Source organism: Epibacterium sp. MM17-32 (genome assembly GCF_022348205.1).
In the GTDB taxonomy this organism is placed as follows: domain Bacteria; phylum Pseudomonadota; class Alphaproteobacteria; order Rhodobacterales; family Rhodobacteraceae; genus Epibacterium.
This window is the reverse complement of record NZ_JAKRFC010000020.1, coordinates 22,004-35,281: the sequence shown is the minus strand read 5'-3', so window position 1 is coordinate 35,281 and position 13,278 is coordinate 22,004. Positions and strand designations below refer to the sequence as shown.

13 protein-coding genes are annotated in these 13,278 nt (G+C 60.2%); 3 read left to right on the top strand and 10 right to left on the bottom strand.

Annotation, left to right across the window (positions count from 1 at the left end; translation table 11 throughout):
* Positions 1-77 precede the first annotated feature (77 nt).
* Genes MHM88_RS21285 through MHM88_RS21275 form a run of 3 tightly spaced genes read right to left on the bottom strand, consistent with a single transcriptional unit; the run spans position 78 to position 3,170 of the window.
* Positions 78-1,157 (bottom strand): AGE family epimerase/isomerase, encoded by a 1,080-nt coding sequence (locus MHM88_RS21285; protein ID WP_239368812.1) that lies wholly within the window; start codon positions 1,155-1,157, stop codon positions 78-80.
* Entirely contained in the window at positions 1,154-1,966 is an 813-nt protein-coding gene (locus MHM88_RS21280) for a hypothetical protein (protein WP_239368810.1), read from the bottom strand. The genes MHM88_RS21285 and MHM88_RS21280 overlap by 4 nt, the downstream gene beginning before the upstream one ends.
* Positions 1,967-1,979: 13 nt before the next feature.
* Positions 1,980-3,170, bottom strand: coding sequence for an acylneuraminate cytidylyltransferase (locus MHM88_RS21275; RefSeq protein WP_239368809.1), 1,191 nt, complete (start codon positions 3,168-3,170; stop codon positions 1,980-1,982).
* 164 nt (positions 3,171-3,334) lie between these two features.
* Here MHM88_RS21275 and MHM88_RS21270 point away from each other — a divergent pair, with 164 nt between their 5' ends.
* The 3 genes from MHM88_RS21270 to pseF all read left to right on the top strand — a co-directional run bounded on the left by MHM88_RS21270 (position 3,335) and on the right by pseF (position 5,536).
* On the top strand, positions 3,335-3,544 hold the full coding sequence (locus tag MHM88_RS21270; RefSeq protein ID WP_239368807.1) for a hypothetical protein: 210 nt from the start codon (positions 3,335-3,337) through the stop codon (positions 3,542-3,544).
* A complete protein-coding gene (locus tag MHM88_RS21265) occupies positions 3,541-4,722 on the top strand; it encodes a DUF6716 putative glycosyltransferase (RefSeq protein ID WP_239368805.1) in 1,182 nt (393 codons plus the stop codon). Before MHM88_RS21270 ends, MHM88_RS21265 begins: the two co-directional genes overlap by 4 nt.
* Before the next feature lie 121 nt (positions 4,723-4,843).
* Positions 4,844-5,536: a pseudaminic acid cytidylyltransferase gene (pseF, locus tag MHM88_RS21260; protein ID WP_239368803.1), complete on the top strand. Its 693-nt coding sequence runs from the start codon at positions 4,844-4,846 to the stop codon at positions 5,534-5,536.
* Positions 5,537-5,565: 29 nt separating this feature from the next.
* Here the strand turns inward: pseF and MHM88_RS21255 are convergent, their stop codons facing one another.
* The 7 genes from MHM88_RS21255 to MHM88_RS21225 all read right to left on the bottom strand — a co-directional run bounded on the left by MHM88_RS21255 (position 5,566) and on the right by MHM88_RS21225 (position 13,266).
* Positions 5,566-6,723 (bottom strand): hypothetical protein, encoded by a 1,158-nt coding sequence (locus MHM88_RS21255; protein WP_239368801.1) that lies wholly within the window; start codon positions 6,721-6,723, stop codon positions 5,566-5,568.
* Between the two features lie 130 nt (positions 6,724-6,853).
* A complete protein-coding gene (gene pseI / locus MHM88_RS21250) occupies positions 6,854-7,927 on the bottom strand; it encodes a pseudaminic acid synthase (RefSeq protein WP_239368799.1) in 1,074 nt (357 codons plus the stop codon).
* Positions 7,928-7,936: 9 nt separating this feature from the next.
* Positions 7,937-8,842 carry an NAD(P)-dependent oxidoreductase gene (locus tag MHM88_RS21245; RefSeq protein WP_239368797.1) on the bottom strand — a complete coding sequence of 302 codons (906 nt, stop codon included), beginning with the start codon at positions 8,840-8,842 and terminating at the stop codon, positions 7,937-7,939.
* On the bottom strand, positions 8,839-9,975 hold the full coding sequence (locus tag MHM88_RS21240; RefSeq protein ID WP_239368795.1) for an acetyl-CoA carboxylase biotin carboxylase subunit family protein: 1,137 nt from the start codon (positions 9,973-9,975) through the stop codon (positions 8,839-8,841). Before MHM88_RS21240 ends, MHM88_RS21245 begins: the two co-directional genes overlap by 4 nt.
* Positions 9,972-10,967, bottom strand: coding sequence for a PseG/SpsG family protein (locus MHM88_RS21235; RefSeq protein ID WP_239368793.1), 996 nt, complete (start codon positions 10,965-10,967; stop codon positions 9,972-9,974). The genes MHM88_RS21240 and MHM88_RS21235 overlap by 4 nt, the downstream gene beginning before the upstream one ends.
* A gap of 159 nt (positions 10,968-11,126) precedes the next feature.
* Entirely contained in the window at positions 11,127-11,930 is an 804-nt protein-coding gene (locus MHM88_RS21230; protein WP_239368791.1) for a formyl transferase, read from the bottom strand.
* Between the two features lies 1 nt (position 11,931).
* Complete coding sequence (locus MHM88_RS21225; protein ID WP_239368789.1) at positions 11,932-13,266, bottom strand: DUF4910 domain-containing protein; 1,335 nt, start codon at positions 13,264-13,266, stop codon at positions 11,932-11,934.
* Between the last annotated feature and the right edge of the window lie 12 nt (positions 13,267-13,278).

Genomic DNA, 13,278 nt, shown 5'->3' with positions numbered 1-13,278 from the left:
TGACCATCGGACACGGGCGGTGCTGGACACCGCCCGTTTTGTATCTTCACGACAATGCAAATTGCCTCAAGCCGAGGTCAGGTCGAGGCGCCGCCCGAGAGGTAGAAGCGGAAGGCCACAAGGATGTGATAGAAGGTCGAGGCAGGCATGTTCTCCGACAGGAGCTCCCCTGCGGCAGAACGCTTGTCATACCAGCCCCCCGCCACCGGCGTGTCGAGGTATTGATCCCACATCAGGGCCAGGACCGCCTCGGGGCTCGGAGCCCCGACTGGAGCCTCGCCCCGTCGCGCCATGGCGACAGCCGCTTTCAGCAACTCGGTCTGCGGCCACATCCGGCGGGCCTCAGACGCCGGGTCGGCGCGGTCCGGCAACAGGCCGGTGGCATCGCGCCGCGCCAGTACCGCGCCATAAAGCGTTGCTATCTTCACATCGGCGCAGCGCCCTGTAACCTGCTCGTAGCGGTCGATCAGATAAACCCATTCTGCCATATGACCCGGCTCTACCGCCTGTTCATCAGCCCCCAGCGGGCTCCAGTCCTCGGTAAAATACTCCAGTATCCGGCCATCTTCGGAGAGGAAGGCATCGCGGAACAGGCCCAGGCATTCCTCCGCCATGTCACGAAAGCGGCCTTCGCCGGTGGCAGCAAACAGCGCGGTTGCGGTTTCGAACATATGCATATGCGGATTCTGGCGGCGCGGCAGGTCACGGGCGGCGTTCTCATACCAGCCGCGCGGCGCTTTCAGCTTGGCCAGTTCCGCTTCGAGCCGGTCGAGATCGGCGGCAACATCCGCGCCCATGGCAATCAGCGCCGAAGCCGCCAGCAGCATGAAGGCAAGATCATAGAGATCATGCGGCGCGGTCAGGATCGACGTATCGGGCGCCAGGCGCGCCGCGAGATTGCCGCTGTCCGCATCAAAACCGTGATCCATGGCAAAGCGGAACAGCCTAAGCGCCAGGGCCTGATGCGCGGGGTCTTCGGACATGGCAAAGCAATAGGCCTGACGCACCTGCACCCGCAAACGGCGCTGCATGTCGGCGCAGGGAGCGCCGTCGTGATCGAGCGCCTCCCAGACGGTACCGGTGGCAACATCCACCCCGGCGCCGGTCCACAGCGGTAAAGCTGCGTTTCTCAGCCAGGCTGTGATCCGGTCGCTCATCTCCACCAGAATACCCGCCTCTTGGCTTGCCGTACAACAGCGCTGCCTTTGCGTAGAGCTTTTAATGCCGTGATCGGATAGAGACCGGCCCAAGCCGCCCAATCCACAGGCGGTGCCGTGCGGGGCGCATCCAGCGATGTCCCTCCCCGATTTGGTGCCAGACTGGCAACATCATTCAGCAAGACATTGTCGGTTACGCGCATCAACCTTACGTCACCGCGTTCGGACAGCAGCCGCAGAATCGCATGATCAAGGTCAAGGTCATGAAGATGCTGATCCAGTCCGCGCACCCCCATGTCCTGCCCCATCAGCGCCCTGTAGTGGGGCCCAGGCTCGAACGGATACCGCCGAAGAGCAGCATAAAAGTCCATTCCAGCCAGGATAATTTCCTCGGCCCCCAGACCATGGGCCATCAGCACCGCATAGATTCCCGTTGTGGGGTGGCGTTTGTGCCGGGCGATCAGCCCCTGTACGTCCTGCGCGAGGGCCGCATCCCGATAGCGCATCGGCAAGAAGCACTCCCCAAAACGCCGGCGCCCGGCCCGAATGACCCGCTGGTTATGGCTGCTCCAGTTGCGCAGCTCATAATCTGCACGACAGCGATAGAAGGTTTCGAACATGAAAGGCGCCACTCGCGGGTCGCCGCCCATGAAGGCCAAGTCCACGCGCCGCCCCAGATGAAAGCGCTGTTCGAAAAAGAAATTGTTGGTCCGTATGAAAAAGTCATCCGGCAGGATGGCTCCTGGCGGCAGATGAGCCAAAGAGGCTCCGTTTCCCGCCACGACAACCGGACGATCACGCACCTGCATAAACTTTGCCAACCTAATCCAAAGACCCTGATGCCAAAAGCACATCTGCCATGGCCCGCAGCGCGCCTTTGCCACCGGGCTGCGGCAGTATCCAATCCGCTATCCCCAGGATAGCGGAATGCGCATCTGACGGGCAGGCCGACAGGCCTGCATGTTCCATTGCCCCACCGTCATTGAGGTCATTGCCGACATAGAGGAGATCGCCCCAATCTAGGTCACGGGCAGCGAGCCAGCTCTCGAGCGCGGCCACCTTGTCGTCGACACTGTGATGCACTTCGAGTTGCAGCTTCTCGGCGCGTTTCAGCACCACCGAATTGCGCTCTTTCGACAGGATCATCATCTGGTAACGCCCACTGTCGCGCAACGCGGCAATGCCCATGCCGTCCCCGCGCGACGTGCGTACACTTTCGACGCCATTCTGATCGGTGATCACCAGATTGTCGGTATGAACCCCGTCGAAATCCATCACGATAGCCTTGACCGCCGCTAGCCGTGCCCGCGCGATCTCGCTGCGCCCGCCGGCCTGGGCGATCTGCGAACAGAGGGCAAAATCCTGCAAGCTGTCGATCTCGATCGGCGGATGATCGACGGGATAGAGCGCAACCGAGCCGCAGAAGCGCTGGCCTGTCTCCAGGAACGGCGCAAGCTGCACACAGTAGATCGCGCCGCTCTCGCAATATTGCGGCGGCAGGTCCTGACGTCGTTTCCGCTGTTCGCGTTCGTTGTGGTTGAGACCGACCCCGCGCCCCTCGGCATCGAGCCCCCAGAGGAAGGAGTGATCCTCGGTGACCGATAGCGCACAGTCGGTTTCTCGTGCCGCCATCTCGGCAAGGCAGCCGTCAATATCACTGCCGGTGATGAAGGGCGAAGTACACTGCAGGAACACCAGCTTGTCGAGCGCGGGCAGATCTTCGCGCACCAGCGGCACCGCATGCAGCCAACCGGCCTCAGAGCTGGCGGTGTCCCCCGACAATGCCGCCGGGCGGTCGATGATGCGCGCGCCATGCAGAGCGGCCTCGGCGGCAATCTCTGCATCATCGGTCGAGACATAGACCGCCGCAACCCCTGAGGCTGCGCGCCCGGCGCGGACCGCACGCCCGATCAGCGACACCCCACCCACGGGGCGCAAGTTCTTGCCGGTAACCCCTTTGGAGCCACCACGGGCCAGAATGATACAGGCCGTGTCGGCAGCAGGTTCGGACATGAAATCTTTCCGTGAATGTATTCCGAGTTGTCTTTGCTCACGCGCCCTCTCTGATCGGGGACCGCATACCCAAGGTGGCGCGCATGCCATGTAGCCTCTTCATTTACAAAGCTCGTCTACTTGTGTAAATCCCGCAAAAGAAGTGAGACAGATGTGCCCTAGAGATGATTGCAAAACTGAAGCAAACAGAGTTTGGCAAGATATTGTATCGTCTGTTGCGCAACTCTCCTGATGTATGGGCGCGCATTTTTTCGGCAGTGTTCCAGAATGACGTTATCCGATTGGCCCATCTGTACCCGGCCAACCGTCGCCACAACAAAAAGCAGATCGAAACCTTGGCTCGTTTCGAAACCTTGGTCGAAAGAACCAGATGACACTTCTTCCCACTCGCGACGGGATCGAAGCCCTGAGTCCGGCTGCCCCGCTTCCCTATGATGACCGTCCGGTCCTGCTGCTGTTCAGCGATGACTCCACCCTGTTTTTCGCGCGGCGCATGCGTGCGTGCCTCCAGGCATCAAATCCGGATCAGAAGGTCGAGATGGGGTGGGTGGTTGCAGAGAACGCGCTCTCCTATCGGCAGATGGCACAACTCCTGCCGGAAGGGCCCGACCTGGCCCTGCACGGCAAATCAGCCTTTGAGGATCTCTTTCTGGCGCAGAGCCATAAAGCGATCCTGACCAGCCGTGTCTATAATGCGCTTGGTGGCCAGCTCCGGCGTACTGTAATGCATGTGACTGCTGACCGCCCTTGCGTCATTGCCTTTCTTGGCGGTCTCGATTTCTTTCCGGAAAATGGCTATTATCACCGCCGCCACTGCGATGGTGTTTTCCTCTTTCCGCACTCCGAGTTGCAGGTTTTTGAACAACAGGCCAGTACCTGGCCAAACCGTATGTGGCAGGAAGTCGGCTTTGGTCACCCGGCTTTTTTAACCCCCGAGCCATTGCCTGCAAACGCACTGGAGACCCGGCGTGATATCTATTTCTTCACCCAGGCCCTGTCACCATCCACGCGCCGCGGACGCATGCATATGCTGCAAGCGATGGCCGCACTCGCGCGTGCAAACCCGGATCACACCGTCTGGGTCAAATTGCGTCACCTGCCGGACGAAAACCAACAACACCTGCACCTAGAAAAACACGACTACCCCAGCCTGATGGCGGCGTTGCCCAACAGGCCCGACAATCTGAAAATCACCGCTTGTACCATGGACGAGGCACTGAGCACCGCCGCCCTCGGCATTACCTGCACCTCGACTGCGGCCATTGATGTGGTGCGCTCCGGTGTGCCCTGCATGGTGCATCTGGATTTCGTCGATAGCTACCTCGATCCGCTGGTCGCCCCCATGCGCAAACTGTGGTCCGAAAGTGGGCTAATCACCTCGCTGGAAGATATGCTCCACCGGCGCACCCAGCCGCCCAACCCGCAATGGGTTGAACATATGTTTTGTCCACGGGATCTCGGAACGCGGGTGCTCGAAGTCGTTAAAAAGTTCAAGGACCGCCCGTTTCAGGCTCCCTACTTCCCACCGTCTCATATGGACCGACACCGCTAAGAAAGGCTGTTGATTGGTCGGGCGGATGCAGCCCGGACGCGGTATTTTCCATTTGCGGCATCTCAGACACTCCACGCGTGCAAGCAGAAACGCACAGTATTGCAGCAAGGAACAGGCTATCATGCATATCGCACTCATTCCGGCTCGTGGTGGTAGCAAACGCATCCCGCGCAAGAACATCCGCAGCTTTGCCGGGCGCCCGATGATTGGCTGGCCCATTGAGGCCGCCCTGTCCAGCGGGCTGTTTGATCATGTGGTGGTTTCAACCGATGATCCCGACATTGCCGAGGTGGCCCGGGCGGCCGGGGCAGAGGTGCCTTTTATGCGCACGCCCGAATTGGCAGATGATTTCACCCCAGCCCGGGATGTGATTATCGACGGGATCGAGCGGATGGAAGCCCTGAGCGGACAGCGCGTTGACCGGCTGTGCTGCCTCTTTGCCACCGCGGCCTTTGTGCAGGCCGATGATTTGCAGAAAACCCATGCGCTTTTGGATGATCTGCCGCAGGACGGCTTTGTCTTTGCCGCCGCCAGCTATCCGCATCCGGTGCATCGCGCCATGGTACACAGCCCGCAAAGCGGCATCGAAATGCTGTTTCCCGAACATGCCCGCACCCGAACGCAGGATCTGCCGGAGGCCTTTCATGACGCAGGCATGTTCTATTGGGGACGACGCGATACGTTTGTGGCCCGCACGCCGATGTTCAATCCCGCCTCGCATCCTTATGTGATGCCACGCGACCGGGCGCTGGACATCGACACCCCGCAGGACTGGAGTTTTGCCGAGGCGCTGTTCCGGTCCCGCCAGCCCTGATCTGCCGCGCTTTGGTCAGTTTGCGCGACTTAAGCGTCTTTCAGTTTGGCGAGAAATGCACGGTAGTGTTTATTGCCCGGCTCACGCCGCAGCGCCGCTTCGGCATAGGCGCGCGCTTTGCTCTCAAGCCCATTGGCTTTTGCAAGCAGCGCCAGATTGTAATGGGCACGGGCATTGCCGGGATTTTGCGTTAGTATGCGCATCGACAGCTGTGCTGACCGCTCAAGCGCGCCTGCACGCCGCCATGCTGTCGCCAGCAGAATCCGAGCTTCGGGATCGGTGGGCGGGTCGGAAATCGCAGCAGAGGTCAAAGGAGCCACGGCCCCCGCATAATCCCCGAGCTTGATCCGCGCACGTCCCAGCAGCACTTCCGCCGCCTCCCCATGGGGGGCATGTTCCAGCGCGACCTCTGCCTGGTCTGCCACCCGCTGCCATTCACCGCGCTCAACCGCCTTTTGGGCGGCATAGATGGCCGAAACATAGGCTCTATTATGGGCCAAGTTCCCCCGATCCGGTGCCACCGGCAACGCCGCGCCTGCAATAAAGCTGCGCAGAAGGGGCCCCAGCCGCCCCTCCCGTGACAGATGAGGCGGCACAAAATGCCCACATCCAACCAGCGAAATCACCTCGGCGCCTGCACATTCGGTCAGCAAAGACGCCGCATAGAGATCAACCGGGTCACGCTCTCCGATCACAAAGGTCACCTGCGCCTCACTCTCGTTCAGCACCTCGCGCAAATCGGCGCAGGCCACAGGGTGCGATCCGGTGAAATGGGCCCGGCTGCGGCTGGCCTCATCGCAGAAGATCACATCTGAAGAAAACGCCAGCACCCTTGCACCCAGCGCAGCGCCATAACGCATCGCGCCCCATCCTCCCATGGATGTGCCCACGCAACAGATCTTGCTGACCCCAAGCACCTCGGCCCAGCTGCGAAATACCTCGACACAGGCCTCAAAAGTCTCGCCCAGGTTCGGGATTCCGTATTGGTACCAGTCGTTCACCCCGTTGTTCACAAAGATCACATGCTCTGGAAGCTCCCGGCCCAGCTGGAAGAAATTGAAACTGTAATCCCCCAGATCTTTGGCTCCAAAGAAGATCACTAGCGTATCTGACGCCGCCTCTTCCCGTGGCAGGATGTGAAAACTGGCCGATGAGAGGGGCGTCGGATATGGTTTTGGTGCATTCACGATTGCGGCTTTGATCCTGTATGAGGCGCGCCCTGCAACCGGGCACGCGATATTTATATGTCAGCCATACCCTATACTGCTCTCTCCAGTTTCAGAGACGATATATGAATGTCAGGATAAAAAATCGCAATTAGCTGTCTGGGGCGTCGAGTAAATCCCAGCTCATTGGGGTGCCGCGTTTGACATCCCGGCCCACCCGGCGGCCCAGCAGCACCTCATAATGACGCGGCGCAAGGCCCAGCCCCGGACGAATGCGACGCAGGTTCTGCGCAGTGAGCTCATCGCCGGCTTTCAGATCCTCGGCAATATAAAGGGAACGGCGCTTTTTACGCCCCGCCTGCTCCGAGGCCGTGCCCCCGAACCAGATCTGCCCCATCGCCTGCGCCGCGCGGCGGCATTCGGTCACCAGCGCGGTGAACTCGTCAGGCTCCAGTGAAAACGCACTGTCCACCCCCCCTTCCGAGCGATCGAGAATGAAGTGTTTCTCAATCACCGATCCGCCAAGCGCAGTCGCGGCCACCGCAACCCCATTGCCCATGGTATGATCAGACAGGCCAAAATTGACGCCAAAGGTCTGACCGATCACTGGCATGGTCACCAGATTGGTGTTCTCCGGGCTGGCGGGATAGGAGGAGGTACATTTCAGCAGCGACAGATTGGTGCAGCCCGCCTCGCGCGCGGCTTCGACCGCCTCACCGATTTCGACCACGCTGGCCATGCCGGTGGAAATAATCATCGGCTTACCGGTCTGCGCCACGCGCCGGATCAGCGGCAGGTCAATCGCCTCAAAGGAGGCGATCTTGTAAAGCGGCGCATCAAGGCTTTCGAGCAGGTCCACCGCATCCTCGGAAAACGGCGTGGACATAAACAACAGCCCATGTTCCTTGGCCCGGTCCGCAATCGGCTTGTGCCATTCGGCGGGGGTATGGGCCTCTTGATAGAGATCATAGAGCGTGCGCCCGTACCACAGCGACTTGGGGTCGGTGATGGTGAATTCCCCGTCCGACAGATCCAGCGTCATGCTGTCGGCGGTAAAGGTCTGGATCTTGATCGCATCGGCCCCGGTGGCGGCAGCGGCATCCACAATGTCCAGCGCCCGGTCGAGCGACTGGTTATGATTGCCGGACATCTCCGCGATGATGAAGGGGCTGCCGTCATTGGCAATACCGTGGGTCTTGCTGAGTTCTTCGCGCAGTGTGAGCATCTTGTGTCCTTAATCTGTGTCTGACCGCAAACCCGCATCCCGGGTGCGGCGAAAATCTTCCAGCCCCGCCCGCAGGTCGAAAGCCGGTTGCCAGCCAAGATCCAGAGCGGCCCTATCGAGGGCCATCATGGTCTCGGGCATTGGCTGGTCGCTGTCGGTTGCGTAACGGATGTTGCCGTCATTGCCAAAGACGTCATTCACCGTCTCGGCAATTTCACCCACCGCAAGGGCACGGCCACCGCCGATGTTATAGGCCCCTTCTGCCTTCGACGAGAGCGCCGCCAGAATGGCAGAAACCGCATCGCGCACATAAAGCTGATCAATACGGTAATCGGCGTTTCCGGTCAGCGTGATCGTCTCTCCCGCAAGGGCCTGATCGACGAATTTCATCAACGCCGGCGTGCCTTTTTCCCCATGCCCATAGACCGCAGCAAAGCGCAGCGCCACCGAGGACGGCCCTGCCCTGCGTGTCAGCATTTCCAGATGCGCCTCCGCCATCAGCTTGGACAGCGCATAGGCATTGACCGGCCGCAAAGGCGCCGTCTCGACATAGGGCAACCCCGACGCTGGCGAATAAAGCGCAATGGTCGAGGCCAGCACGATGCGCTCGACCCCTTGTGTCTGGGCCGCCGCCACAAGATCCGCGATCCCTGCAACATTAGAAGGCCAGAACGGTGCCACATCCATCGGCGCATCCTCCCGCGTCATGCGACGGCCCGCCAGATGCACCACCGCATCGGCACCTTCCAACGCCCGGGTCAGACTGTCCCGACTGTAGTCGGTCTGGCGCGCATCCGGCGCCGCGGCCGCGCCACGTCCCAGACGCAGTACCCGATGGCCCGCCGCCTCCAGCGCCGGACAGAGGTAACGACCGATAAAACCCGAAGCTCCGGTGACAGCGACAGTCCGGCTCATGTGACCTCCCGAATGTAATAACCCACAACCTCAAGCGTGCCATTCACAGCGCGCACATCCTCACCGGAGGCATAGCGGTATTCGTGATAGACCGCACCTTCGGGGATCGGGAACGCCTGCGGATCAAACGGCTTGCCCGGTGGCATCTGTTGGAACATCAGCTCTTGCAGAGGTGCTGCGCGATGTCCTTCACCGCCATGAGCAAGCATCGCTGGCTGGCCCTCTCCCGTGAGGCAATCCATGGTCATTGCGATCAGATCGGCCCCTTCGGCCGCGCGGATCAGGCGCCACATGTGACAGCCATCCAGCCGGGGCGCGATTTCCACCACCCGTGGGCCCTGCGCGGTCACGATCATCTGGAAATACAGCACCCCATCGCGCCTCCCCAGCGCCGCGGTGATCCCATCGACCAGCGCCAGCGCCGCACGCTGATTGTCCTCGCTGACATCCCGGCAGGGCACCAGATGCCCCCGTGGCACCCCCAGCGCATGGGGGCCGTGCACCAGCCTTTCGGACAGCACCTTCATCTTGATCTCGCCCCCGCACACCATGACGTTGCAGGAGATTTCAACCCCATCGAGGAACCCCTCGACGATCGCCTGGCTGCTGCGCGAAAACCCAACGGCGGCCTCAATGGCCGGAGCCAGATCCTCGGCCCGGTCCACCCGCACCACCCCGCGCTGACCCTGCGCATCGGTGGGTTTGACCATGCAGGGGAAATGCTCCCATCCAAGCGCCTCGGACGCCTGCCCCACTTTGACAAAGGGCACCGGCCCCAGATCGTGCGCGGCAAGAAAGCTGCGCAGCGCCGCCTTGTCGTCCAGCAGTTCAATAAAGGCGCTGTCGTAGAAATGCGGCAGGCCCACACGTTCCGACAGGGCCACCACCGATTTCATCGCCACATCGGATGAGATCGAATAGATCAGGTCCGGACGGTGGCGTTCAACCACCACCTCCAGCGCTTCAAGATCGACGATATTGACTGCCTCCACCACATCGCAGAACGCCTGACCAGGCTCGCCCGCAACCGGCGATGCGCCGATCACCCGCCAGCCGCGATCCTTCATATGTCGGATCAGATCGGCCTGGCCTGCATTGGTGCCAAGCACGAGGATGGTTTTTTGTGCACTCATAGCCTGTCTCTTTTCCGTTCCAGCAGCGCTTCGACCAGCCGCTGCGTTCCTTTTCCATCCACCAATTCACGGCCCCGTGCCGCCATGTCGCGTCGCCGGTCTGTATCCTCAATCAGCGAGGAAACCGCCGCATAGAGCTGTGCATCCTCCACCGTGCCGACAAGCCCCAGAAACAGCGCCCCGGCCAGCGCCTGCCAGCCCAGACAGGGCCGTTCCTGATTGGGTGCCAGACCGACAAAGACCATGGGCAGCCCGCAGATGGCCGCCTCATAGCTCATGGTGCCCCCCCCGATCAGGGCCAGATCACAATCGCGCATCAATGCGGTCATGTCAGGTGGGTTGACGTGAAATTCCGCCTGCCCTGCGGGCAATTGCGCCACGCTGCGCGCGATGTCGTCGCGCTGGGGGTTGGCCCCCCCGGAGACGATAACCAGCGTGACAGACGGCCCCAACCGCCCGGCCAGCACCCGCAACGCCTGCGCGATGGCGCCGCGATCGTCGCCTCCGCCAAAGGCCACCAGCACCCGGCGCACCTCTCGCCCATCCACACGGGGAGGGCTGTCAGCCCCCGCCAGCGCCGCAAAGGCCGGGCGCAAAACCGCATAGGAGGGGCCAAACAGCGTACGGGTGCGCTCTGGCGTTTCAAGCCAGGGCAGGTAATCTTCGCGCCGCTCAAAGGGGCTGGCATTGACCAGCAGATCGGGCTGGAACATCCATGGATTGGAGGCATCAAATTGCTGCAGCCACCGCAGACCGGCCCGGCGCAGCATCGCCTGATAGGGTGGATCGATCCGGTAGTCGTCCATCACCACATGCCGCGCCCCTTCTGTGTCACACAGAGCCAGCACCCGCGCGGCGTCCTCTTCAGAGCTGCCGCGCCTTTCCACGTCGCACCAGCGATCAAAGAGCATCTCATCTTGCGGTTGGCGCAGGCTCTCGGGCGGCCCCAAAAGCACCGTGCGCCAGCCAATCTCTTTGAGGTAACGCGCCATCTCCCGGCACCGCATCAAATGCCCGATGCCGACGCTGGCTGAAACGTTACAGCGAAAAAGAACCGTGCCGCTCATCGGTGTTTTCTCTTCAAGTGATCAGCCACAGATCCGGATTTGCCGGGCAGAAGAAAATGCAGACATTCTCCCCTGCCTTGAAGCTCAGTCTTTCAACAAGCTGAAAGGAGTAGGAATGCGGCCAGCCAGCTCACCATCAGCAACCGCTTTACAAATACGATCCTCATAGGTGTTATAAATCAGGTGGAGATGCTCCGGGCGCCAGTCTGCGCCAATCCAGATCTTTCCTGATGTTTTCTGTGGCTGGCCAAGCGGCAGGTCACCCTCAAGCGTCTTGGCCAACAAGGCGGGGATTTCATCAGCATAGGCCCTGACCGTACGTGCCGCCAGATCGTGCAACCCATCATCGGCATGCATTTCAAGAGCCGCATTCTGGTGAATAATAGCACCGCCATCAATATGGGACGTCGTCTCGTGCATCGTGACGCCGGTCATCTGCGGCTCCAGCATGTAGCTCGGCCAGAAGTGTGTCGTGACCCCCCGATATTGGGGAGAAAACCCGCCATGAGTGTTCCAAAATGTGCAACCGCTTGCCTGTATCAGCGCATCAGACAGCTTATGACAACCATAGGACAAAACCAACCGAGGGTCTGCCTGCTTGATAAACTCCAAGGTGGCTTGATCGTTCAATGTGTCAGGTGTAACCGATAGATTCGGCACATCCGAAGGTGTGGTAGGTTGTCCAAAAAAGCGCTCTTCAGCCTCCTCACGACGCTGGAAGTGCAGATTGAACAACCGTGTCAGCTCAGGCGTGAGGCCTGCAGGCGCTTCTGGCATGAAAGGTTTGCGTTTTTCGATGATCCACCCGGAGAGCAAACCGCATTCCGCCAGCTTTGTCGCGAGGTATCTATGTCGGGGGTGATCCCCCGTAATAACTACCATCTTCATGTTATGAAGCCCTTTCGGTTACGATGATATCTTGTGCACGCAATTCTTGCAGAATGGGCAAAATGGCATCCGCGCCACAGCCGATATGTGCGGCGATCTGATTTATATCCTTGGTCCCATCCGCAAGTGACAGGATCATGAGAAGTCGATTCAATGTCTGGCGCTGATCCACCGCTGCATCATTGGAACTACTGCGATTCATCGGCGAGTTCATGGTCGGATACAACCCTCGCCGCCCCAATTGGGGCTCGCCAAAGGGTTGGGTGCTACGCAACAACAGACCATCATAGTCGAACACCTGCATGAACTCCGCCAGCGTATCAGCGGCGCGTTCCACTTGCTCGATGCGCATCAGACGCTTGTCATCCGCAGAGGTGTGATATTCCACGAATTGCCCATAAACGGTGCGCGCTGCCTGAATGACCGGAAAATTGAACCCAGGCGAGCAGAATTGCCGCTCATCCGACCCGGAGGTTGGCGTGAAAGGGCGAATTTCGAACTGATCTGGATAAGTTTCAGCAAAGCGACGGGCCAATCGGTCGATACTGCTGGGTTCTTCCAGCCAGTCCCGCCGCGACATCTTGAAACTGAGCGTGTCACGATGCCCGCCCAGACATGTCAGCACCAGTCCGCCCCGGATCTTTTGCGCCAGATCCTGTCCAAAACGGGACAGGAACGCAATCGAGCCCAGCGTCTCCGGGCAAAGCAGGAACAGATAGGTATAATTGCGCCGCGGCAACGCCTTGAGATGTTCATACATGCGCAACAGACCCAGCGGTCCGGACAATTCGTTATTGGCCATGCTCGGATGACACAGATAAGAGCTGATCAGCACCACCTCATCGCTGTCTCCGGGCAGTTCGCAAGTGGCGAAATTCACCTCACCGTCATAATGTGACGTGCGGATATCGACGGTGTACTCTCCCTCCTTGAGCGCCATTCTCTGACGGTGGGGCAGACAAAACCCCCAGCGCGGGTTGTAATAGCTTGTCACATAGGGAATGGCATCGGGCAGATGCGGCAGCGAATGCAAATGCGGCTGCAACTCTTCCAGTGACATCTTGCCTTGATAAGGACAGGAGTAGTTGACCAGATGTAGGTTGTGATCGGCAAAATCACATACCACCTCCCCCTCTGGTCCGATCAGGCGCGCACTTTGTACGGACCATTCCGGTGGCACGGTCCAATCCAGCACCGGTGTGCCGCTGGCAATTCCATGGATTTGTAGCGGCATAACTTCTGCAAACATCTCAAGGCTTTCACGCAGCCCCGGCCCCGTGATGCTGCGACACAGGGGAAAGAGCCTGTCATAAAGCGTCGAGAGATCTGTAAACATGTGGGTAACCCC

Bases quoted from the DNA above. Each gene is read 5' to 3' on its own strand.
- pseI (WP_239368799.1), bottom strand. From the start codon at position 7,927: ATGCTCACACTGCGCGAAGAACTCAGCAAGACCCACGGTATTGCCAAT.
- MHM88_RS21240 (WP_239368795.1), bottom strand. From the start codon at position 9,975: ATGAGTGCACAAAAAACCATCCTCGTGCTTGGCACCAATGCAGGCCAG.
- MHM88_RS21280 (WP_239368810.1), bottom strand. From the start codon at position 1,966: ATGCAGGTGCGTGATCGTCCGGTTGTCGTGGCGGGAAACGGAGCCTCT.
- MHM88_RS21225 (WP_239368789.1), bottom strand. From the start codon at position 13,266: ATGTTTACAGATCTCTCGACGCTTTATGACAGGCTCTTTCCCCTGTGT.
- MHM88_RS21265 (WP_239368805.1), top strand. From the start codon at position 3,541: ATGACACTTCTTCCCACTCGCGACGGGATCGAAGCCCTGAGTCCGGCT.
- MHM88_RS21270 (WP_239368807.1), top strand. From the start codon at position 3,335: ATGATTGCAAAACTGAAGCAAACAGAGTTTGGCAAGATATTGTATCGT.
- MHM88_RS21230 (WP_239368791.1), bottom strand. From the start codon at position 11,930: ATGAAGATGGTAGTTATTACGGGGGATCACCCCCGACATAGATACCTC.
- MHM88_RS21245 (WP_239368797.1), bottom strand. From the start codon at position 8,842: ATGAGCCGGACTGTCGCTGTCACCGGAGCTTCGGGTTTTATCGGTCGT.
- pseF (WP_239368803.1), top strand. From the start codon at position 4,844: ATGCATATCGCACTCATTCCGGCTCGTGGTGGTAGCAAACGCATCCCG.
- MHM88_RS21235 (WP_239368793.1), bottom strand. From the start codon at position 10,967: ATGGCGCGTTACCTCAAAGAGATTGGCTGGCGCACGGTGCTTTTGGGG.
- MHM88_RS21285 (WP_239368812.1), bottom strand. From the start codon at position 1,157: ATGAGCGACCGGATCACAGCCTGGCTGAGAAACGCAGCTTTACCGCTG.
- MHM88_RS21275 (WP_239368809.1), bottom strand. From the start codon at position 3,170: ATGTCCGAACCTGCTGCCGACACGGCCTGTATCATTCTGGCCCGTGGT.